We start from the raw sequence: 21,489 nt of genomic DNA on the forward strand, positions 1-21,489 counted from the left end.
CCCCTTGACGTGAAGAGGGGTGTTAGTTGCGCTCGACCTTGGCCAGGTCCATGCGGCCCTGGGCGTCGATCTCAACGTTCTTCACGGACTTGGAGTAGGCCGAAGAAGACATGTAGGTGAAGACCGGGATGTACGGCAGGTCCTTGATGATGACGTCATCGGCCTGCTGGTACAGCTTGAGGGCCTCCGCCGGGTCGGCGGTCTTGTCGGCCTGGTCAAGCAGGGTCTCGAACTCCTCGTTGACGTAGCCGCCGTAGTTGGAGCCGTTGTCGATCGCGACCTTCGAGAAGATCGGACGGAGGTAGTTCTCGGCCGCCGGGTAGTCCATGGACCACGCCATGCGGAAGCCGCCCTTGTACTTCTGGTCGCCGAGCTCGGTCAGCATGTCACCGAACTTGGTGAACGGCTTGGCGGTGACCTCGACGCCGAGGTTCGCCTTCAGCTGGTTGGCGACGGCCTCGATCCACTCCTTGTGGCCGCCGTCGGCGTTGTAGCCGAGCTCGATCTTGTTGCCCGGAACGCCGCCCGCCTGGGTGAAGAGCTCCTTGGCCTTGGTCGGGTTGTAGGTACCGACCTCGCCGAGGGCGCCCTTGCGGTAACCCGGGATGATGGGGCTGATGAAGTCGTCGGCCGGCTTGCGGGTGCCGTTGAAGATGGTCTTCGTGATGGCGTCCCGGTCGATGGCCATGGAGATGGCCTTGCGGATCTCCACCTTGCCGAACGCCTCGGGGTTCGTCTTCAGCGGGAGACCGATGTAACCGACGCCCGACTCCGGCTTGTAGAGGTAGCGGTCGCCGAACTCCTGGGAGACGGTGGCCAGCGCCGAGACGGGGAGCTTGTCGACGATCTGGAGGTTGTCGGCGCGCAGGTCGTTGTACGCCGTGTCCAGGTTGTCGTAGATCTTGAAGGTGACGCCCTCGAGCTTGGCGCGACCCTCGGCCGGGTACTTGTCGTACCGCTTGACCTTGATCTGCTTGTTGTGCTCCCAGGCACCGTCCATCTGGAAGGCGCCGTTGCCGATGGGGGCCTCGCCGAACTTCTTCGGGTCGGCCTCGAAGGCCTTCGGCAGCGGGTAGAAGGCGTTGTAGCCCAGCATGGTCTTGAACTGGGAGAACGGAGCCTTCAGCTTGACGGTGAAGGTCTTCTCGTCGACGACCTTCAGACCCTTGAACTCGGTGGCGGTGGGCTTCTTGTCCTTGCCCGGCGCCAGCTCGTCGGAGCCCTCGATCTTCGCGAAGAAGGGCAGGCCCTCGGCGGCGTTGTCCTGGTTGGCACCCCAGGTCCAGGCGCGGACGAACGACTGCGCGTCGACCTTCTCGCCGTTGTGGAAGGTGTAGCCGTCCTTGAGCTTGATGGTCCAGGTCTGCGAGTCCGTGGTCTCGATGGACTCGGCGACCGCGAGCTTCGCCTCGTTGGTCTTGTTGTCGTACTCGACCAGACCGGTGAAGAGGGCGTTGAGAACCTCGGCGCCCTCGGACTCCGCGGTGTTCTGGCCCACAAGGCCGTGCTGCGGCTCGCCGAGCACAACGGTGATGCTTCCACCGGCACTGTTGCCGGCGTCGTCCTTGCCGGTACCACAAGCCGTGGCAGCCATCGCCACGATGACGGCACCCGCGACCCACTTGGCGCTCGTTGCTCCGCGCATGGGTAATTGCCTCCTCAGGAGTCACAGTCGATAAGTGAAGGGCCCGGTGGCGCTGACACCCCTGACAGCGAAATCCGGCCCCATCGTGCGTGCTCGTGAGTCGGCGCTCCCCACAGCGCTTGACCCATTGACCCGAGCTCAATGGAGCCATCCTCGGGGACGCCCAGACCGTAAACCACACTTAAGTGGTCTCGTTTTCACAACATCACCGCATGACCAAAACCCGAAATCCGGACAAACGGATAGGAGACAGACACGTGCGAAACGGACGGTTAGCTCACCTTCCGGATTGTCACGGTCGGTATGCGGACGCCTGAACCAAAAAATCCGGTTGACAAAAGCGAACAGCCCCTCCCGTCACGGAGTCCGTGACGGGAGGGGCTGTCGGCGATCGCGGGTGTTTCGGCCACCCCCTGCGCCGTCCAAGCGGCGCATGGGGTACAGCCGGGCTACTCCGGTACTACTTGGCGGACTTGGCGCGCGAGGCGGTGCGCGAGCGGTCCTTCTGGTCCAGGACGACCTTGCGGATGCGGACGGCCTCCGGGGTCACCTCGACGCACTCGTCGTCGCGGCAGAACTCCAGGGACTGCTCCAGGGAGAGCTTGCGCGGGGGCACCACGTTCTCGGTGTTGTCCGCGGAAGCCGCACGCATGTTGGTGAGCTTCTTCTCCTTGGTGATGTTCACGTCCATGTCGTCGGAGCGCGAGTTCTCGCCGACGATCATGCCCTCGTACACCTCGGTGCCGGGGTCGGTGAACAGGACGCCGCGCTCCTGCAGGTTGATCATCGCGAACGGCGTGACCGAACCGGAGCGGTCGGCGACCAGGGAACCGTTGTTGCGGGTCACCAGCGGGCCGAACCACGGCTCGTGGCCCTCGTGGATGGAGTGGGCGATGCCGGTGCCGCGCGTGCCCGTCAGGAACTCCGTACGGAAGCCGATGAGGCCGCGGGACGGGACGACGAACTCCATGCGGACCCAGCCGGAGCCGTGGTTCGACATGTTGTCCATGCGGCCCTTGCGGACGCCCATGAGTTGCGTGACCGCGCCCATGTGCTCCTCGGGGACGTCGATCGTCATGCGCTCGACCGGCTCGTGGATCTTGCCGTCGATCTCCTGCGTGACGACCTGCGGCTTGCCGATGGTCAGCTCGAAGCCCTCGCGGCGCATCTGCTCGACCAGGATGGCGAGCGCGAGCTCACCGCGGCCCTGGACCTCCCAGGCGTCCGGGCGCTCGGTGTCGAGCACGCGGAGCGAGACGTTGCCGACGAGCTCGCGGTCGAGGCGGTCCTTGACCTGGCGGGCGGTGACCTTGCGGTCCTTGACCGCGGACTTGGCGTCCGCGCCCTTGCCGCTGCCGCCGCGGCCGACCATCGGGGAGGTGTTCGTACCGATGGTCATGGAGATCGCCGGCTCGTCCACCGAGATCAGCGGGAGCGCGATCGGGTTCTCCGGGTCGGCCAGGGTCTCGCCGATCATGATGTCGGGGAATCCGGCGACCGCGCAGATGTCGCCCGGGCCCGCCACCTCGGCAGGCTTGCGGGTGAGCGCCTCGGTCATCATCAGCTCGGTGATGCGGACGTTCGAGATCGTGCCGTCACGCTTGATCCACGCGACCGTCTGGCCCTTGCGCAGTTCGCCCTGCTCGACACGGACGAGCGCGATGCGGCCGAGGAAGTTGTCGGCGTCCAGGTTGGTGACGTGGGCCTGGAGGGGGGCCTCCTCGTCGTACACCGGGGCCGGGACGTGCTCCAGGATGGTGGAGAAGAACGGCTCCAGGCTGTCGCTGTCCGCGGGGACGGTGCCGTCCTCCGGCTTGGTCAGCGAGGCGACGCCGTCACGGCCGCAGGCGTAGACGATCGGGAACTCGATCTGCTCCTCGTCCGCGTCCAGGTCCAGGAAGAGGTCGTACGTCTCGTTGACGACCTCGTCGATCCGGGAGTCGGGGCGGTCGGTCTTGTTGATGCACAGGATGACCGGCATCTTCGCCTGCAGCGCCTTGCGCAGGACGAAGCGGGTCTGGGGCAGCGGACCCTCGGAGGCGTCCACCAGCAGGACGACGGCGTCCACCATCGACAGACCGCGCTCGACCTCACCACCGAAGTCGGCGTGGCCGGGCGTGTCGATGATGTTGATCGTGATCGGGGCCCCGCCGTCCTTGGGGTGGTACTTCACCGCCGTGTTCTTGGCGAGGATCGTGATGCCCTTCTCACGCTCCAGGTCGTTCGAGTCCATCATGCGGTCGTCGAGGTGCTGGTGGGCGGCGAAGGCACCGGCCTGCTTGAGCATGGCATCGACGATGGTCGTCTTGCCATGGTCGACGTGGGCGACGATGGCGACGTTACGGATGTCGTGGCGCGTGGGCACTTCGGCGCTTCTCCCGGGATCGTGGATGGCGTCGCGTACGGCCTGGCACGCGCGCCTCGACCGGGCGGAAACCTGCCACGGCCTTACCCCATCGTACGTCGCGCAGCGGGAACCGCCTGCCGGGGGGTCTGTCAAGGGGCCGGACGAATGAGGGCGGCCGGGTGCTGGGTGGGGTGTCCCGACCGCCCGTCCTGCCGGTGTTCATGCGGGTCAACGGGTATCCACGACCTTGCCCGCCGGGGATCCGGCGGGCAAGGAACTTGAGTCACTTCTGAGCTTGTGACCCGCGGGTCAACCTGTCTGGAACCGGTTTGTCACCACTTCTTCTCGCCTACTTCCGCTTGTCCTTGGCGTCCGCCGGCTTCTTCCAGCCGATGTCCTGGAATCGCGGGGCGCCGAGTCCGAAGGCGCCGGCGTTGACCAGGCTCGGCTTGGCCGCCACCAGCTCCGGGCGCTGGTAGAGCGGGATGGAGCCGGCGGCGGCCCAGATCCGGGCGTCCGCCTTGCGCACCAGCTCCCGCGACTGCTCCTCGTCCAGCTCGCCGACCGCCTGGTCGAAGAGCTGGTCGATGTGGTCGGTGCCGACCCGGGTGTAGTTCTGTTCGACGAGCAGCGACCCGTCCGCGGCCGGCTCCGGCTTCGCGAAGATCGGCCGGGCGTCGGTGGCCGGGTAGGCGGTCGCCGGCCAGGAGTAGAGGGCCAGGTCGTACTGGCCCGAGGCGATGTGGTCCTTGAAGAAGCTCTCGTCGGCCACCTTGGTGATCTCGGTGCTCACGCCGAGCTTCAGCAGCATCTGGCTGATCCGCTCCCCGACCGCCCGCAGCGGCTCGGAGCCGGGCCCCGACGGGAGGACGAACCGCAGGGCCAGCGCCTTGCCGTCCTTGGCGAGCACCGATCCGGAGGTGCGGGCCGCCTGCCTCGCCGGGGGCGGGGAGGACGGGACCCCCTCGGCCGCGCCCACCTCGGCGATCCCGGCCGCCTCGGCGTCGAGGGCCGGGCTGCGCTTGCCGTCGTCCGCCGCCGCGGCCACCACGGCCTGGGTCAGCAGCGAGGCCCGCTGATCGGCGGCGAACGGCGCGGGGGCCAGCACCGGGGAGGGGCTGTCCTTGTCGGCGTCCCCGCCGGGGGCGAAGGCGTCCGCGTCGACGATCTCGCCGTCGGGGGCGTGCCGCGGGTCCTCGGCGACGAGCCCGTCGCCGTTGCTCCCGTCGTCCTGGCCCACGATGTAGAGGCCGTCGTTCCCGGTGCCCGGGCCCGACGGGGTCTTCGAATCGTCCTGGTCCGCGGCCTCGGCTCCCGCCTTCGCGCCCGCCGGCTCGGTCAGCCTGCCGCCGCGGCGCCAGCCCGCGTCCGCCAGGAGGGCCTGGGCCGCCTGGGTGTCCTGGCCGCCGAGGGCTCCGCTGTTGTCGGCGTACGCACGCTGCCCGGCGAGGGCCACGTGGCTGCCGACGGGCTTCGCGGGCAGGCCGAGCGGCTTCAGTACGATCTCCGCCAGCGCCTGACGGTCCAGGGCGCGGGCGATCGCGCGGCGCACCCGCTCGTCGGCCAGCGGGCCGGAGGCCCCGTTCATCGCGAGCTGCGTGTAGGCCGGCTCCAGGGACTTGCGGACGGTGAAGGTGCGCAGGGCCGCCTGCTCGTCGGCGTACTTCTTGACCGCCTCGGCGGTCTTCCGGCGGGACTCCTGCTCCGCCGCGGCCTTGCCCTCGTCCGCGCCGAAGGCGACCGCCCACGACAGGGTGGCCTGGGCGGCCGTCAGCGACGCGCCCGGACCGTGGGCCGGGGCCCCGCCCGAACCGCCGGCCCCGCCCGAACCGCCGGCCGCGCCCGGGGCGCCGCCGCGGCCGGCGTCCCGGCGGGCCAGCGCGATCCGGTCGGCGCCGGCGCGGTCGATCTCCGCCAGGTCGATCCTCCCGGCGGCCAGCGCGGCCGGGCGGTCGGCCCGCGGCACGGCCGTCAGGACCAGGGAGTCCAGCTTGGCCGTCTTGCCCCACCAGCGGGGGTTGCGGGTCAGTGCGACGGAACCGGTCTTCTTGTCGGCCGCGCCGAGGTTGAAGGGCCCCGCGGTGACCTTGAGGGCCGTGCGGGCGCCCTCGTTGAAGGCGTCCGGGGTACCGGTGACCTGCTTGGGGTAGAGCGGGCTGAACAGGGAGCGCCAGTCCGTGTACGGCTTGGCGAAGGTGACCTTGACCTCCAGGTCGGTCTTGCCGCGCTCGATCCTCTCGATCCGCTCGTAGCCCGCGTTGCGGGCCGTCCAGTACGCGGAGTCCTTGCCGTTGAGGGCCCGCCACTGCGCCAGGAAGTCGGCGGCGCCGATCTCGCGGCCGTCGCTCCACACCGCCTGCTGGTTCAGCTTGTACAGGACCACCTGCTTGGGCTCGCGCTCGACGACCTCGGCCTTCTCCAGGTAGTCGGGGTTGGCCACCGGCCGGCCCTTGGCGTCCAGGACGAACAGCTGGGGCAGCACGGCCCCGGCGATCCGGCCGGTGGTGGCGTCCGCGTCGGCCTGGAAGGCGTTCAGGGTCTCGGGGAGGGCGTCCACCGCCCAGCGCAGCACGCCCCCGTCGGCGACCCGGTCGCGGGGGGTCGTGGCGATGTCCTGCCCTGCGGCGGCCGGACCGCCCTCGTCGTCGCCCGCGCCGCAGCCCGCGAGCAGCGGCAGTGCGAGGACTCCCGAGGTCAGGAGCGCCAAGGACCTGCGCCTTCTCTGGGACATGGGTCGTACCTCCGGGGGCGGGGCGTGGGGGAAGCATGATCACGTTTGGCGGTATAGGGAGCTGATCACACCGGTTGCCGGGACCCACTGAAATCCACGGCCCCCCACGCCTCCCGCAGCTACCTCGCGCCACGCCGCGAACCCCACCCGTGCGGACCAATCCGGTCCCCGGCACGGGCGGGCGTTCCCCCGGAAGGGGGACGGAACCGGGTGCGGGGGGCGCACGGATCAAGCCCGCGCGCCCGTAATCGCTGCACGTCCCTTCACACCGGGGACAGGAGGCGCAACACTCTCAGGCGCACATGAGCGCTGCCACCGCACCCCGCGGAAGTGAGGGCAAGAATCATGTCCCTGCACGACTCACCGGACGACGTACCGCACGGCGTACCGCACGACTCGCCGCACGACGAGCTGAAGGCCGTACGGCGCACCCTCGACGAGCTGACGCGCACGGTCGAGCGGCTGGAGCGGCAGGCGGGGCGGGGCAGACCCGCGGGCCCGGCCGCCGTGACCGACCCCTCCCTGATGGTGACCGTCCCGGACACCCCGTACGACAGCAGCCTGTGGACGGACTCCGACGACGAGGGCCTCGGCGCCCGCGACCGCCGCGCCCCCTGACCCGGGGCCCGTCCCCCTGGCGCGGGCCCTCCCGGCCCCGCGCGCGGACCCGCACCCCGTCCGGACCGCACCCCGTCGGACCCGGCCGCCCCGGCGGCCGGTCTCCCGGGCCACCCCTCATCACTCCACCCGGAGTCCCCTTTGGCCACAGGCACGGAACCACCCCGACAACGGCCCTCCGGCGTCCACGGCGCCTCACGGGCCGCCATCGCCGCCCGGCACCTGCGGACCGACCGGTGGTGGCTGGCCCCGGCCGGCACCGCGGCCGGGCTGTTCGCCTTCATCGTCTACTCGACCTGGCGGGCCTTCGCCAACGCCGACTACTACGCGGCCCCGTACGTCTCGCCGTTCTACTCCCCGTGTCTGGCGGAGAACTGCCAGGAGATGCGCGGCGGCCCCAACTGGGACCTGTTCGGCAGCTGGTGGGGCCTGTCCCCCGCACTGCTGATCCTGATCTTCCCGCTCGGCTTCCGGCTGACCTGCTACTACTACCGCAAGGCCTACTACCGGAGCTTCTGGGCCTCGCCGCCCGCGTGCGCCGTCGCCGAGCCGCACGCGGCGTACACCGGGGAGACCCGCTTCCCGCTGGTCTTCCAGAACGCGCACCGCTACTTCTTCTACGCGGCGGTCCCGGTCGCGGGCATCCTCACGTACGACACGGTGCTGACCTTCCGCGACGAGCACTACGCCTGGGGCCACATGGGCCTCGGGACGCTGCTGTTCCTCGTCAACATCGCCCTGATCTGGGCCTACACGCTGTCGTGCCACTCCTGCCGGCACATCATGGGCGGCAAGCTCAAGCACTTCTCGAAGCACCCGGTGCGTTACCGGCTGTGGGGCTGGGTCAGCCGGCTCAACGCCCGCCACATGCAGCTGGCGTGGGCCTCGCTGATCAGCGTCGCGCTCTGCGACTTCTACGTCTACCTGGTGGCCAGCGGCGCCTTCACCGACCCGAGGATCTTCTGAGATGACCCAAGTGGAACGGCAGCAGTGGGACGTGGTCGTGGTCGGCGCGGGCGGCGCCGGGCTGCGTGCCGCGATCGAGGCCCGCGAGCGCGGCGCCCGCACGGCGGTGATCTGCAAGTCCCTCTTCGGCAAGGCCCACACGGTGATGGCGGAGGGCGGCATCGCCGCCTCCATGGGCAACGTCAACGAGGGCGACAACTGGCAGGTGCACTTCCGCGACACGATGCGCGGCGGCAAGTTCCTGAACCAGTGGCGGATGGCGGAGCTGCACGCGAAGGAGGCCCCGGACCGGGTCTGGGAGCTGGAGACCTGGGGCGCGCTCTTCGACCGCACCCCGGACGGCCGGATATCCCAGCGGAACTTCGGCGGCCACGAGTACCCGCGCCTGGCCCACGTCGGCGACCGGACGGGCCTGGAGCTGATCCGGACCCTCCAGCAGAAGATCGTCCAGCTCCAGCAGGCGGACTTCGAGGAGTTCGGGGACTACGAGTCCCGCCTCAAGGTCTTCCAGGAGTGCACGGTCACCCGGGTCCTGAAGGACGACGGCCCCGCGGGCGGCGGGCGGGTCGCGGGGGCCTTCTGCTACGAGCGCGAGTCGGGCCGCTTCTTCGTCCTGGAGGCCCCCGCGGTCGTCCTGGCCACCGGCGGGATCGGCAAGTCCTTCAAGACCACGTCCAACTCCTGGGAGTACACGGGCGACGGGCACGCGCTGGCCCTGCTGGCCGGGGCGCCGCTGCTGAACATGGAGTTCGTGCAGTTCCACCCGACGGGCATGGTCTGGCCGCCGTCGGTGAAGGGCATCCTGGTCACCGAGTCGGTGCGCGGCGACGGCGGGGTGCTGCGCAACAGTGATGGCAAGCGGTTCATGTTCGACTACGTCCCGGACGTCTTCAAGGAGAAGTACGCCGAGTCGGAGGCGGAGGGCGACCGCTGGTACGACGATCCCGACCACAACCGGCGGCCCCCCGAACTGCTCCCCCGCGACGAGGTGGCCCGGGCCATCAACTCCGAGGTGAAGGCCGGCCGCGGCTCCCCGCACGGCGGCGTCTTCCTGGACGTGTCCACCCGGATGCCGGCCGAGCGGATCCGCCGGCGCCTCCCCTCGATGTACCACCAGTTCAAAGAGCTGGCGGACGTGGACATCACCGCCGAGCCGATGGAGGTCGGGCCGACCTGCCACTACGTGATGGGCGGCATCGCGGTCGACTCGGACACCGCGGCCGCGGTCGGCGTCCCGGGGCTCTTCGCGGCGGGCGAGGTCGCGGGCGGCATGCACGGTTCCAACCGGCTCGGCGGGAACTCGCTCTCCGACCTGCTCGTCTTCGGCCGCCGGGCCGGTCTGCACGCCGCCGGGTACGCGCAGGAGCACGCCTCCTCCCCGGCCGCGCGGCCGGCCGTCTCCCCGGCCCGGATCGACGAGGCGGCCGCGGAGGCGCTGGCCCCGTTCCACGCCGCCGAGGGCGCGGAGAACCCGTACACGCTCCACCAGGAGCTCCAGACCGCCATGAACGACCTGGTCGGGATCATCCGGCGGGAGGGCGAGATGGCGCAGGCCCTGGAGCGGCTGGCGGCCCTGCGCGTACGGGCCTCCCGGGCCGGTGTCGAGGGGCACCGGCAGTTCAACCCGGGCTGGCACCTGGCGCTGGACCTGCGGAACATGCTCCTGGTCAGCGAGTGCGTGGCCCGCGCGGCCCTGGAGCGCACCGAGAGCCGGGGCGGTCACACCCGCGAGGACTGCCCGGGTATGGACCGCGCCTGGCGGCCGGTGAACCTGCTGTGCCGGCCGGTGGACCCGGCCCCGGCCGACCCGGCGGCCGACCGGATCGCCCTCGTGCGCACGCGCACGGACCCCATTCGTCCCGACCTGCTCGCCCTGTTCGAGAAGGAAGAGCTGGCCAAGTACCTCGCCGAAGAGGAGCTCTACGAGTGACTACCTACGACGCACGCTTCCGGATCTGGCGGGGCGACGCGGAGGGCGGGGAGCTGCGGGACTTCAGCGTCGAGGTGAACGACGGCGAGGTCGTGCTGGACATCGTCCACCGGTTGCAGGCGACGCAGGCCCAGGACCTCGCGGTGCGCTGGAACTGCAAGGCGGGCAAGTGCGGTTCGTGCAGCGCGGAGGTCAACGGCCGGCCGCGGCTGCTGTGCATGACGCGGATGTCCACCTTCGGGAGCGGGGAGACGATCACCGTCACCCCGCTGCGGGCGTTCCCGGTGGTCCGTGACCTGGTCACGGACGTGTCCTTCAACTACGCGAAGGCGCGCGAGGTCCCGTCCTTCGTGCCGCCGGAGGGGGTGGCGCCGGGCGCGTACCGGATGCGGCAGGTGGACGTGGAGCGCTCGCAGGAGTTCCGCAAGTGCATCGAGTGCTTCCTGTGCCAGGACACCTGTCACGTGGTGCGGGACCACGAGGAGAACAAGTCCGCCTTCGCCGGGCCCCGCTTCCTGATGCGGGTGGCGGAGCTGGACATGCACCCCCTGGACGCGGCGGCGGAGTCCGGCCTGGACCGGGGGCGCTCCGCGCAGGAGGAGCACGGGCTGGGCCTGTGCAACATCACCAAGTGCTGCACGGAGGTCTGCCCCGAGGGCATCAAGATCACCGACAACGCGCTGATCCCGATGAAGGAGCGGGCCGTGGACCGCAAGTACGACCCACTGGTGTGGCTGGGCAACAAGATCGGCCGGCGCTCCGGGACCCCGTAGCCGCCCCTCCCGGTGCCGCCGTCACGCCCCCCGGCGGCACGGGGAGGGGGGCGGGGCGGTGCGGCGCGGGGGTGTGGAGCGGGGCGGGGGCCGGGGCGGGCCGCCGGACCCGGACTCCGCGTGCGGAGGCATGAAACCGCCCATACCCTCCGAATTGTGATTCCGCCGAGAAGCAGGACGCAGAGACGCACCTCCGCCGGCGTACCGCTCCGGGCGGGGCTCGCCCTGGCCGCCGCGCTGCTCGCGTTCGGCGGCTGGGGGGTGGCGGGGGCTCCGCAGGCGCGCGCCGACGACCCGGTGACCCTGTCCCGGCAGGGCCAGATCACCGACCGTGTCGGGGCCCTGGGCGACCGGCGGGACTCGGTGGCCGCCGCCCTCGACGCGCTCTACGCCGACCGGCGGGTCCAGCTCTTCGTGGCGTACGTCCGCGACTTCTCCGGCCGGTCCGCGCAGAGCTGGGCCGATGCCACCGCGGAGAAGAACGGCCTCGGCCAGAACGACGTGCTGCTGGCCGTGGCGACCGGCGACCGGCAGTACGCCTATTCGGCCGACACCGCGTCCGGTTTCACCGAGGAGCAGCTCGCGACGGTCGCCCGGACCGCCATCGAGCCCGCCCTGCGGCAGAACGACTGGGCGGGCGCCGCGATCGGCGCGGCCAACGGCTACAACGCCGTGCTCGGCGGGCTGCCCGTCCCCGCGCCCACCCTCACCCCCGGTCCGGCGGATCCCGGCGGCGGGGAGAGCGGGCACACCGGAGCCGGGGACTTCGTGCTCCCGGTGGTCGCGGTCGGCGCGGCCGGCGCGCTCGGGGCGTACGCGTACACCCGCCGCAAGCGCCGCGGCGACGGCTCCGGGCCCGGTACGGGCGGCGGCCGGGGCTGGGGCGGCGGCGGGCCGGCGCAGCTGACGCTGCCGGAGCTGGACTCCCGGGCCAAGGCGCTGCTGGTGGGGACGGACGACGCGATCCGCACCAGTACGGAGGAACTCGGCTTCGCCTCGGCCCAGTTCGGCGACGAGGCCGCGGCCCCCTTCACCGCGGCCGTGGAGTACGCCCAGGGCGAGCTGACCCACGCCTTCCGGCTGCGCCAGCAGCTGGACGACGCCTACCCGGAGGACGACGCGACCCGGCGCCGGATGCTCGACGAGATCGTCGCCCGGTGCACGGAGGCCAACCGGCGCCTCGACGCCGAGTCCGCCGGCTTCGACCGGCTGCGGGACCTGGAGAAGAACGCCCCGCAGGCCCTGGCCACGGTGGAGCTGCGCTTCCGGGCGCTGGCCGGGCGCACCACCACGGCCGTGGCCACCCTGGCGGCGCTGGCCGGCCGGTACGCGGACTCCGCGTCGGCGCCCGTCGCCTCCAACCCGGAACAGGCCGAGGACCGGCTGCTGTTCGCGACGACCAGCCTGGGCGAGGCGCACGCCGCGGTCGACGCCGGCGACAACGGCCGGGCGGCCGTGCACGTACGGGCGGCCGAGGGCGCGGTGGACCAGGCGACGACCCTGGTCGACGCGGTGGAGCGGCGGGCCCAGGAGCTGGCGGAGGCGGCGGGGAAGCTGCCGGGCGCCCTGAACGAGACCGGTACGGACCTCGCGGACGCCCGCGGGCTGCTGACCGGCACCTCCGAGGGCACCTCGACGGCGGACCTGCGGGGCCGGATCGGCCGGGCGGAGGCGGTCCTGGCCGACGTACGGCGGGAGCAGGAGGCCGGCCGGTACGACCCGATCGACGCCCTGCGCCGGGTCGAGGAGGCCGACGCGGCCCTGGACGAGGCGCTGGCCGGGGCGCGCGAGCGGGAGTCGGGCCGCCAGCGCGCGGTGGCCCTGCTGGACCAGGCCCTGCTCTCGGCCCGCAGCGCGATCGGCGCCGCGACGGACTACATCACCACCAGCCGGGGCGCCGTCGGCAGCCAGGCCCGGACCCGGCTGGCGGAGGCGGGACGGCACCTGGAGCGGGCGGGGACCCTGACGTCCGCCGACCCGTCGGGCGCGCTGGCGGAGGCCCAGCGGGCGGACTCCCTGGCGCGGCAGGCGCAGCAGCTGGCGGAGCAGGACGTACGGGGCTACCAGGACCCGTACGGCGGCCGGAGCTCCGGCGGCGGCCGGGGCGGCGCCGTACTCGGCGGGATCATCCTCGGCGAGCTTCTCCGCGGCGGGGGCGGGTTCGGCGGCTTCGGCGGCGGGGGCGGCTTCGGCGGCGGCGGCGGCCGCGGTCCCGGCTCCTTCGGCGGCGGCGGAACCCGCGGCCGCATGGGCGGCGGCGGCCGCTTCTGAACGCGACGGGCGGGAGCCCGGCACCGCAGGGCCCGGCACCGGCCCGGCCCCTCCCCGCACCCGGCACACCATCCCCCATCAGGAGAGACCCACGATGAGCAAGCAGACGATCCTCGGCCGCGTCACCCAGCTCGCCAAGGCCAACATCAACGCGCTGCTGGACCAGGCGGAGGACCCGCAGAAGATGCTGGACCAGCTGATCCGCGACTACTCGAACAACATCTCGGAGGCGGAGCAGGCGGTCGCGACGACGATCGGCAACCTGCGGATGCTGGAGGCGGACCACACGGAGGACGTGGAGACGGCCTCCGAATGGGGCGGCAAGGCCCTCGCGGCGAGCAGGAAGGCCGACGAACTGCGCGCCTCGGGGGCGGCGGCGGACGCCGACAAGTTCGACAACCTCGCGAAGGTGGCGCTGGGCCGCCAGCTCCAGTCGGAGAAGGAGGCGAAGACGGCGGAGCCGACGATCGCCGCCCAGACGGAGGTGGTCGACAAGCTCAAGTCGGGCCTCGGTGCCATGCGGAACAAGCTGACGGAGCTGCAGGCCAAGCGGGACGAGCTGGTGGCGCGGGCCAAGACCGCGCAGGCGCAGAACACGATGATGGACGCGGTGAAGAACATCGACGTCATGGACCCGACGAGCGACCTGAACCGCTTCGAGGAGAAGGTCCGCCGCGAGGAGGCCATGGCGCTGGGCAAGCAGGAGCTGGCGGCGTCCTCGCTGGACGCGCAGTTCGAATCCCTGGACGACCTCGGCAAGACCTCGGAGATCGAGGCCCGCCTCGCCGCGCTCAAACAGAACCGCGCCGCCTGACCGCCACCGGGACGGGCCCGTGCACCCGGGGGGCCCGTCCCGGTGGACGGGCCCCCGCCGCGCCCTACCCGCCGTACATGTTCAGCAGCTGCTCCGCCGACAGTTCGGCGACCGCGTCGGCCACCGCGCCGGGCAGCGGGAGCTCGAACCACACCGTCTTGCCCCGGTGCGTGCGCCGCGTACCCCAGCCGGCCGAGAGCAGGCCGACCAGCTGGAGGCCGCGGCCCCCCTCGTCCGTGTCGCGGGCCCGGCGCCGCCTGGGCTGCACCAGGTTGGCGTCCCAGACCTCGCAGACCAGGGTGCGGTCCAGCAGCAGGCGCAGCCGGATCTCCCCCTCGCCGTAGCGCAGGGCGTTCGTCACCAGCTCGCTGACCAGCAGTTCCGTGGTGTCCAGCAGCCCTTCAAGGCCCCAGGCCGGCAGCTTGGCCCGGGCCAGCTCCCGCGCCCGGCCCACCGAACGGGCCTCGCGCGGCAGCTGCCAGTCGCCGACCGCGTCCACCGGCAGGCCCTGGACCCGGGCCATGAGCAGCGCGATGTCGTCCTCGCCGTGCCGGGTGTCGAGGGTGTTCAGGACGTGGTCGCAGACGTCCTCCAACGGGCGCACCGGGTCGGCCAGAGCCGCCCGCAGGCCGCGGAGCCCCTCCTCCAGGGGGTGGTCGCGGGACTCCACGAGCCCGTCGGTGTACAGGGCGAGCAGCGCCCCCTCGGGCAGTTCCACCTCGACCTCCTCGAAGGGCTCCCCTCCCACCCCCAGCGGCATGCCGGGCGGCACCTCCAGCAGGAGCGCGGGCCGCGGTACGCCGTCCTCGTCGGGCGGCTCCACCAGGACGGGCGGCATGTGGCCGGCGTTGGCGATGGTGCAGCGCCGGGTGACCGGGTCGTAGACCGCGTAGACGCAGGTGGCCAGGTACACCTCGGAACGGTCCGCGTCCCGCGAGTGCAGGGCCGCCCTGGAGGCCTGCTGGGAGCCGCCGGGGGCGCCGAGCCCGCGGGCGACCTCGTCCAGGGCGGTGAGCACCTCCGCCGGTTCGAGGTCCAGCAGCGCCAGGGTCCGTACGGCGGTCCGCAGCTCGCCCATGGCCACGGCGGCCCGCAGTCCGCGGCCCATCACGTCACCGACGACCAGGGCCGTGCGGTGGCCGGGCAGTTCGATGACGTCGAACCAGTCCCCGCCGACCTCGGTCGCCGCGTTCCCCGGCAGGTACCGGCAGGCGATGTCGAGGCCGGCCGCCTCCGGGTCGCCGGGCGGCAGCAGGCTGCGCTGCAGTATCAGCGCCCGCTCGTGCTCCCGCCGGTAGAGGCGCGCGTTGTCGATGCAGACGGCGGCCCGTGCGGCGAGCTCCACGGCGACCGCCCGGTCGCGTTCGCCGAAGGGCTCGCTGCCCTTCGTGCGGGAGAACTGCGCGACGCCGACCACCGTGTCGTGGGCGACCATCGGCACGATGAGCGTCGACTGGACGAGGTCCTCCGGTCCTCCGCGCTCGATGAGCCGCGGGCGGGCCGTCCGCAGGGCGAGCGCCCCCGGGGACCCGGCCGGGTAGCGGTGGATCTCCCCTACGGACACCAGCCCGCCCGGCCCCGACAGCGGGGCGTCGGACACGGCCGAGGCGAAGGCGACCCGCCGCAGCGGCGCGGACGGTGCCCGGCCGGCGCCCTGGCCGGGCAGTGAGGGCACCCCGGGGCCCTGCGGCCGGGCGGGACGGTCGTCGTCGCCGAGGAGCAGCCCCTGGTAGAGGTCGACGGCGGCCAGGTCGCAGAAGCCCGGGACGGTCACGTCCAGGAGTTCGCGGGCCGTGGTCTCCAGGTCGAGGGAGTTCCCGATCCGGTGGCCGGCCTCGTTGAGCAGGGCCAGGTTGCGCCGGACCCCGGCGGCCTCGCGGGCGGCGAGGTGGCGCCGGGTGACGTCGGTGCCGATGCCGGCGACGCCGATGGGCAGGCCGGTGCCGCCGTGCACCCGGTAGAGGTTGATGGACCAGTGGCGGTCCTCCCGGCTGCCGGGGGCGGCCCCGGTGATCCGGAGGTCGGTGACCGACTCCCCGCTGTCCAGGACCCGGCGCAGGGCGTCGGCCATCCGGTCGGCCTCGTGGGCCGACAGGTAGTCGTGCACGGTCCGGCCCCGGTGCTCTTCGGCGGCGCCCCCGAACACCGTGGCGAAGCGGCGGTTGGCCCGCTGCACGGTCAGGTCCGTACCGAAGAGCAGGAACCCGAAGGGAGATTGGCCGAATATCGCCTGCGAGGCCGCCAGATCGGATTCGATCCGCCGCAGCGCGCGGACGTCGACGACGACGCACAGCGCGGCCCGCTCGGCCGCCTCGGTCTGCGTGGGCATCACGTAGATCTCGGCCACACCGTGCGCGCCGGCCCCGCCCGGGACGCGGAAGGGGATCAGGCCCGTCCACTCCTTGCCGTCGAGGATCTCGGCGACCCTGCGGTGCGCGCCGGCACGCAGGTCGGCCGGCATGAACGCGTCGACCGGATCCCGGCCCACGGCCTGGGACGCCGACAGCCCGAACAGCTCCTCGGCGCGCAGGCTCCACTGGTCGATGAGGCCGTCGGGCCCGATCGAGAAGGAGGCAACCTTTATGTAGTCATATATCGAGCCAGGCGGACTGCTGTGCCACAGGGAGTCGTGCCATGTCTCCCCGGGCACGTCGGACTCATGTGCCTGCGCAGGTATCTCGCTCACGCGACCGTCCCCTCCAGCTCACCGCAACCGGACCGGCCTGACCGAAGTATTCAGCACCACGGCCCCTGACGGCACGGCGTTCACGATCACAAAAAGGTCCCGTTGCTTTTGAGCCACGTCGTGTGATCGCCGGTCACCCTTCACCTTGTTACTCACCAGGAAGAGCCAACTCGAACCACACGGTCTTGCCCGACTTCCCGCGGCGGGTCCCCCAGCGTTGTGACGAGACCGCGACGAGGTGCAGTCCGCGGCCCCCCTCGTCGTCCGGCCGGGCGACCCGCTCGCGAGGCGGATCCGGAAGCGGATCGGAAACTTCCACGAGCAGCGCGGGGCCGCCGGGAGAGCCCTCGGCGGCCGGATTGCGCCGTACCAGGCGGACCCCGATGGGACCCGACGCGTAGCGGAGGGAGTTGGTGACGAGCTCGCTGACCAGCAGAACGGTCACATCGCCGACGGAATCCAGGCCCCAGTCCCGGAGGGTGCCGCGCACGGCGTGGCGGGCGGTGCGGACGGCGCCGGGTTCGGCGGGGAAAGCCCACTCGGCGCACTCACCGTCTGTGTCGATCACGCCGATCACTTCCCGGGCCAGCAGTGACCCCAGTCCGGTTCGTCGGGGACGAAAGAGGGACGAGATAGGGATTAATAGCGACATACCCGATATTTGGGGCGTCGTACCACTCGATCCCCCACCTCCGGCGCACTGTGGCGCATACGGCCTACAGCGTGCGCGTCACGCGCCCCCGCGGGCGCCCCCGCCGAGACCCCGGCCGCCGGTACGGACGGCAGCGCCACCGATCCCTCTGCCGGCCTCGCCGCCCGCACCACCGGCGCCGCCGCGTTCGCGCAGCCTCCGTCCGGCCTCGGCGACCGCCGGGCGGTCCTGGTCGAGCCAGTCCACCGAATCCAGCTCGTCCGGCCGCAGCCATCGCAGCTCGTCGTGGTCCTCCAGTGGGGCGGGCTCCCCGGAGACCAGCCGCGCCGTCCACACGTGCAGGACGAGGCCGGGCTTCAGCGGCCACTCCCCCGGGATGCGCTCCAGCGGCTCGGCCTCGACGCCCAGCTCCTCGCGCAGTTCGCGGACCAACGCCTCGGGGACGGACTCGCCCGGCTCGGCCTTCCCCCCCGGCAGCTCCCAGCGGCCCGCCAGCTCGGGCGGTGCACTGCGGCGGGCGGCCAGCAGGCGGCCCTCATGACAAAGGGCTCCGCCCACGACCACGCGTTCAGTCATGGGGCGGAGCCTATGTCAGCGCCGCGACAGCTGCGACGCCGCTCAGTTCATCGTGGCGGTCTGACCGATCCGCTCGACCCAGTAGAGCTGCTCGTGTCCTCGGTCGTCGAGGCTGTCGGCGACCTTCTGGGCCTCGGCCCGGGTGGGGTACCGGCCCACCCGGTAGCGGTTGCCGTTGTCGTCCTGACGTATGACCAGCCACGGGAGCAGGGCACCGCTGTCGTTCATCGCGTTTCACCCTCCGCCGACGTACCTGCCCGGGAAACCGCATTGCGCATATGCCCGAGCCTACGCCCGACCCTCACGCAGCGGATACGGTTTTTCACGAAGAGGTACCTCTCAGGCGTACGCATCCGGCCATGCGTACGAGTGGGCCGTGCGCGCCGGTTCAGACGGGCGCACGGAGGGCGGGGGGCGGGAGCGCCGCACGGCCCGGCGGCGCCTTGCGGCAGGCGTCCCCGCAGGTCGCGTGGAGGGAGCAGCCGAGCGAGCGGACCGGTCCCCGCGTGGACGGGGCAGTCGGCGGTGTCCGGCGGCCCGTACGCCGTCTCGCAGGCCGCACACGCGTGCGTCGCGGTGGTGTCGGCGACGGCGGCGTCCGGTCCGCCCCCGAAGCCTTCGGCACGGGAGGTGCCCCCGACCGCGTTCGGCCGGGCCAGGTCGCACGTGCCCCTGGTCATCCATGCGATCAACGAGCACAGCAGGAGCGCGAGTCCGGCCGCGATGAAGGTCGAGACCGCCCCGGCGCAGGTGCCGAATAGCCCGAAGGGGGCGAGGGTCGAGACGCTGGAGGCGATCAATATCGCGCCGAAACCCGCCGGGTTGACGGCGTGGGGGTAGGCGCGCTCGAACTCGATGGAGGGCGGGCCGAGTCCGAGCCGCTTGTTGATCACGAGGTCGGTGGCGACGGCGGCGATCCAGGCGATGCCGACGGTGGAGTGGAAGCCGAGCAGCGTGCCGAGCAGGGCGAACATGTTCCGCTCCATCGGCGTCAGCGCGATGCCGAGGAAGACGCACCAGACCCGGCCCGGGTGGCGGTGCGTGATCCGGGAGGAGAAGTTCGACCAGGACAATCCGCGTTCCGCCGCGGGGGCAGGGGCGGCGGTGTCGGTCATACCGCCGGAAGCCAGGCCCGCGCCGTGACGGCCCGTCACTCTGCGGCATCACCCGCTGGTTACGCCGGCGCCCGCCGGGTCGCCGCGGCGTTACGCGCCCCGCGCCCCCGTCCGCTCACCGGTGCGGGGCCGGCCGCCCCGGCGGCCGGGAGGGGGGCGGGGCCGGGACGGCGAAGCGGCCCCGGGACGGCGAAGCGCGGCCGGGACGGGGGCCGGGACCCGGTCCGGCGCCCCGGTTCACCTCACCGGCAGGTGGTAGGCCAGGCGGTAGCGGTCCGCCGGGACCACCACGTCGGCCGTCTCCACGGCGCGGCCGGACGCGAAGTACGTACGCCCGATCACCAGCACCACGTGTCCCGGTACCCCGCCCAGCTGGAGGAGCTCCTCCGCCAGGCCGGGCCGCGCGCCGACCTCCTCCACCACGTTGTCCACGACGACGTCGATCGCGGCCATCCGGTCGACCACGCCCGAGCCGCCCAGCGGGCCTTCCTCCGGCAGCATCACCGGGGTCCGGCCGGTCACGGCCAGCGGTTCCCAGGAGGTCGACAGCATCATCGCCTCCCCCGCGTCACGGTAGACGTACCGCGTCCGCATGACCCGTTCGCCCGGCTCGATGCCGAGCCGTTCGGCGATCTCCGCCGGGGCGGCCTCCTGCTCGCTGCGCGACTCCCACGTGCCGCGCGCGCCCGACTCCGCCTGCTCCTGCCGGAAGGGCGTCGAAGTGCCGCCCGTGCGGTAGCCGGAGCGCGCGACCCGCCGCGGCACCGGCTGCTCCCGTACGTACGTCCCCGAGCCGGACCGGCCCTCGACGAGTCCCTCCGCCATCAGGACCTTGCGGGCCTCCAGCGCCACGGTGTCGGAGACCCCGTACTCCTCGCGGATGCGGGCCTGCGAAGGGAGCCGGGCGTGCGGGGGCAGGGAACCGTCGACGATCTTCCGTCGGAGATCCCCGGCCACGCGCAGATAGGCCGGCTGCTCACCGAAAGTCACTGGCCACTCCCATCAGGTTGACAGACAGCAACAGCCTGGCAACCTACGGTTGTCCATAGCAAGCAAGGGCCAGAGTTTCACCCGAAGTGATGAAGCCAGGTCACTCAAACCCGTTACCGCGCGTCACCCCGACGACGTCAGGCGGACTGCGTCGGGGGACGGCCACCGGAACCGCCCGAACCGCCCCCGCCCGGCCCCGGGAGGTCATCCTCCCGCCAGTCCGGAACGGTCGTCGACAGCCCGTACGCGCCGCGCAACGCCTTCTCGGTCCGTACGGACATCGCGTCCGCGGCCCGCTTCCACTGCCGGTCGAACTCAGCCGCCGTCTTCGCCTGCGCGGCCCGCTGCCACCCCGTACGGGCGGCCTCCACCTCCTTGAGCTGCGCCCGCGCCGCCTGGCCGATCGCCGGCCGGCCCGCGTGCCGCTCCAGCACCCCGGCCTCGTCGCCCAGCGCGGCCTCCACCTCGCGCGCCCACGCCCGGTGCTCCGGCAGCGCGTCCGCCACGTCCTCCTCGGGAGCCCGGCCGAAGGCGAGGTCGACGGCGTTGGCCGCCGTCAGGAACTCGGCCTGCTCGGAGGTCAGCGCGGCCCGGTCCTTGCGCAGGCTGCCGCTGTGCTCCCGCGGCGACGTGCCGATCACGCAGAGCAGTTGCCGGTCGCCCTCGCTCCAGGACCCGCGCGAGGGGGCGAAGTAGTACATCTCGGCGTTCGCCGGCAGCGCCCAGCTGTCCATCGCGTACGCGTCCTCGGCCTTCCAGCACTCCTGCTGGGCCCGCGCGTCCGCGGCGGGCGATCCGGCGGGGCCGGCGGGGGCCGGGTCGAACGGACCGGAGGAGGTCACCTCCGCGTGGTGGGGCTCCGCGCAGTCCACCGCGTACATCAGCGCCCGGCGGGACGTCAGGTCCCCGCCCGGGACGGTGAAGCAGTCGCCGGCGGACAGGTCCGCCATGCCGGTCGCCCGCGCCCCGCGCTGCGCGCCGGTGGCCCCGGAGACCGCGTCCAGGCGGTCGCCGACGGCCGTCAGGACCGGGCCCGCGGTGAGGGCGAGCACCCCGGTCATCGCCACCGAGACGGCGAGGCCGGTGACGGCCAGCGCCTTGCCCCGCTGTCGCCGTCCGGCGATCTGGACGAGGGCCACGACGCCGAAGACGATGCCGAGCGGCGGGAGGCAGAGCAGCCCGACGAGGAGCGAGGCGAGCGCGAACCCGTTGAGCGCCGGCCGCGCCGGCCCGTGGTTCGGCGGCGGCCCCCATGCGTACGGCGGTGACGGCGGGGCCCAGGGACCCGGTCCGGAGGGCGGGGGCGGCGGAATGCTCACGGGGCGGGGACTCCATCGGGGCGGGCCGCGGCCGCACGGAGAGGCGAACGCATGCG

Annotated in this window: 16 protein-coding genes; 6 read left to right on the forward strand and 10 right to left on the reverse strand. The window is 72.4% G+C overall.

Features of this window, described 5'->3' with window-relative positions:
* Positions 1 to 22: 22 nt before the first annotated feature.
* The 3 genes from ACFWW8_RS03380 to ACFWW8_RS03390 form a co-directional block, all read right to left on the reverse strand.
* Positions 23 to 1,645 (reverse strand): ABC transporter substrate-binding protein, encoded by a 1,623-nt coding sequence (locus ACFWW8_RS03380; RefSeq protein ID WP_386522892.1) that lies wholly within the window; start codon positions 1,643 to 1,645, stop codon positions 23 to 25.
* A gap of 460 nt (positions 1,646 to 2,105) precedes the next feature.
* A complete protein-coding gene (gene typA, locus ACFWW8_RS03385; protein ID WP_386522895.1) occupies positions 2,106 to 4,010 on the reverse strand; it encodes a translational GTPase TypA in 1,905 nt (634 codons plus the stop codon).
* A gap of 331 nt (positions 4,011 to 4,341) precedes the next feature.
* On the reverse strand, positions 4,342 to 6,723 hold the full coding sequence (locus tag ACFWW8_RS03390; protein WP_386522897.1) for an ABC transporter family substrate-binding protein: 2,382 nt from the start codon (positions 6,721 to 6,723) through the stop codon (positions 4,342 to 4,344).
* A gap of 345 nt (positions 6,724 to 7,068) precedes the next feature.
* Here ACFWW8_RS03390 and ACFWW8_RS03395 point away from each other — a divergent pair, with 345 nt between their 5' ends.
* The 6 genes from ACFWW8_RS03395 (at position 7,069) to ACFWW8_RS03420 (ending at position 14,095) form a co-directional block, all read left to right on the forward strand.
* A complete protein-coding gene (locus ACFWW8_RS03395) occupies positions 7,069 to 7,341 on the forward strand; it encodes a hypothetical protein (RefSeq protein WP_386522899.1) in 273 nt (90 codons plus the stop codon).
* 141 nt (positions 7,342 to 7,482) lie between these two features.
* Entirely contained in the window at positions 7,483 to 8,307 is an 825-nt protein-coding gene (locus ACFWW8_RS03400) for a hypothetical protein (RefSeq protein WP_386522902.1), read from the forward strand.
* A gap of 1 nt (position 8,308) precedes the next feature.
* Complete coding sequence (locus tag ACFWW8_RS03405) at positions 8,309 to 10,237, forward strand: fumarate reductase/succinate dehydrogenase flavoprotein subunit (RefSeq protein ID WP_386522905.1); 1,929 nt, start codon at positions 8,309 to 8,311, stop codon at positions 10,235 to 10,237.
* On the forward strand, positions 10,234 to 11,010 hold the full coding sequence (locus ACFWW8_RS03410; RefSeq protein WP_386522908.1) for a succinate dehydrogenase/fumarate reductase iron-sulfur subunit: 777 nt from the start codon (positions 10,234 to 10,236) through the stop codon (positions 11,008 to 11,010). Before ACFWW8_RS03405 ends, ACFWW8_RS03410 begins: the two co-directional genes overlap by 4 nt.
* A 237-nt stretch (positions 11,011 to 11,247) precedes the next feature.
* Entirely contained in the window at positions 11,248 to 13,281 is a 2,034-nt protein-coding gene (locus ACFWW8_RS03415) for a TPM domain-containing protein (protein WP_386523027.1), read from the forward strand.
* A gap of 94 nt (positions 13,282 to 13,375) precedes the next feature.
* Positions 13,376 to 14,095 (forward strand): PspA/IM30 family protein, encoded by a 720-nt coding sequence (locus ACFWW8_RS03420; RefSeq protein WP_386522911.1) that lies wholly within the window; start codon positions 13,376 to 13,378, stop codon positions 14,093 to 14,095.
* 64 nt (positions 14,096 to 14,159) lie between these two features.
* Here the strand turns inward: ACFWW8_RS03420 and ACFWW8_RS03425 are convergent, their stop codons facing one another.
* The 7 genes from ACFWW8_RS03425 to ACFWW8_RS03455 form a co-directional block, all read right to left on the reverse strand.
* Positions 14,160 to 16,781, reverse strand: coding sequence for a SpoIIE family protein phosphatase (locus ACFWW8_RS03425; protein ID WP_386522914.1), 2,622 nt, complete (start codon positions 16,779 to 16,781; stop codon positions 14,160 to 14,162).
* 148 nt (positions 16,782 to 16,929) lie between these two features.
* On the reverse strand, positions 16,930 to 17,358 hold the full coding sequence (locus ACFWW8_RS03430) for an ATP-binding protein (RefSeq protein WP_386522917.1): 429 nt from the start codon (positions 17,356 to 17,358) through the stop codon (positions 16,930 to 16,932).
* 153 nt (positions 17,359 to 17,511) lie between these two features.
* A complete protein-coding gene (locus ACFWW8_RS03435; RefSeq protein WP_386522920.1) occupies positions 17,512 to 18,009 on the reverse strand; it encodes a (deoxy)nucleoside triphosphate pyrophosphohydrolase in 498 nt (165 codons plus the stop codon).
* Positions 18,010 to 18,051: 42 nt separating this feature from the next.
* Entirely contained in the window at positions 18,052 to 18,237 is a 186-nt protein-coding gene (locus ACFWW8_RS03440) for an SPOR domain-containing protein (RefSeq protein WP_386522922.1), read from the reverse strand.
* On the reverse strand, positions 18,234 to 19,124 hold the full coding sequence (locus tag ACFWW8_RS03445) for a hypothetical protein (RefSeq protein WP_386522924.1): 891 nt from the start codon (positions 19,122 to 19,124) through the stop codon (positions 18,234 to 18,236). Before ACFWW8_RS03445 ends, ACFWW8_RS03440 begins: the two co-directional genes overlap by 4 nt.
* 237 nt (positions 19,125 to 19,361) lie before the next feature.
* On the reverse strand, positions 19,362 to 20,114 hold the full coding sequence (locus ACFWW8_RS03450) for a GntR family transcriptional regulator (RefSeq protein ID WP_386522927.1): 753 nt from the start codon (positions 20,112 to 20,114) through the stop codon (positions 19,362 to 19,364).
* A gap of 137 nt (positions 20,115 to 20,251) precedes the next feature.
* Positions 20,252 to 21,433, reverse strand: a complete 1,182-nt coding sequence (locus ACFWW8_RS03455; protein ID WP_386522930.1) for a DUF4190 domain-containing protein — start codon at positions 21,431 to 21,433, stop codon at positions 20,252 to 20,254.
* Positions 21,434 to 21,489 lie beyond the last annotated feature (56 nt).

This window comes from Streptomyces sp. NPDC058701 (assembly GCF_042715295.1).
Classification (GTDB): Bacteria; Actinomycetota; Actinomycetes; order Streptomycetales; family Streptomycetaceae; genus Streptomyces.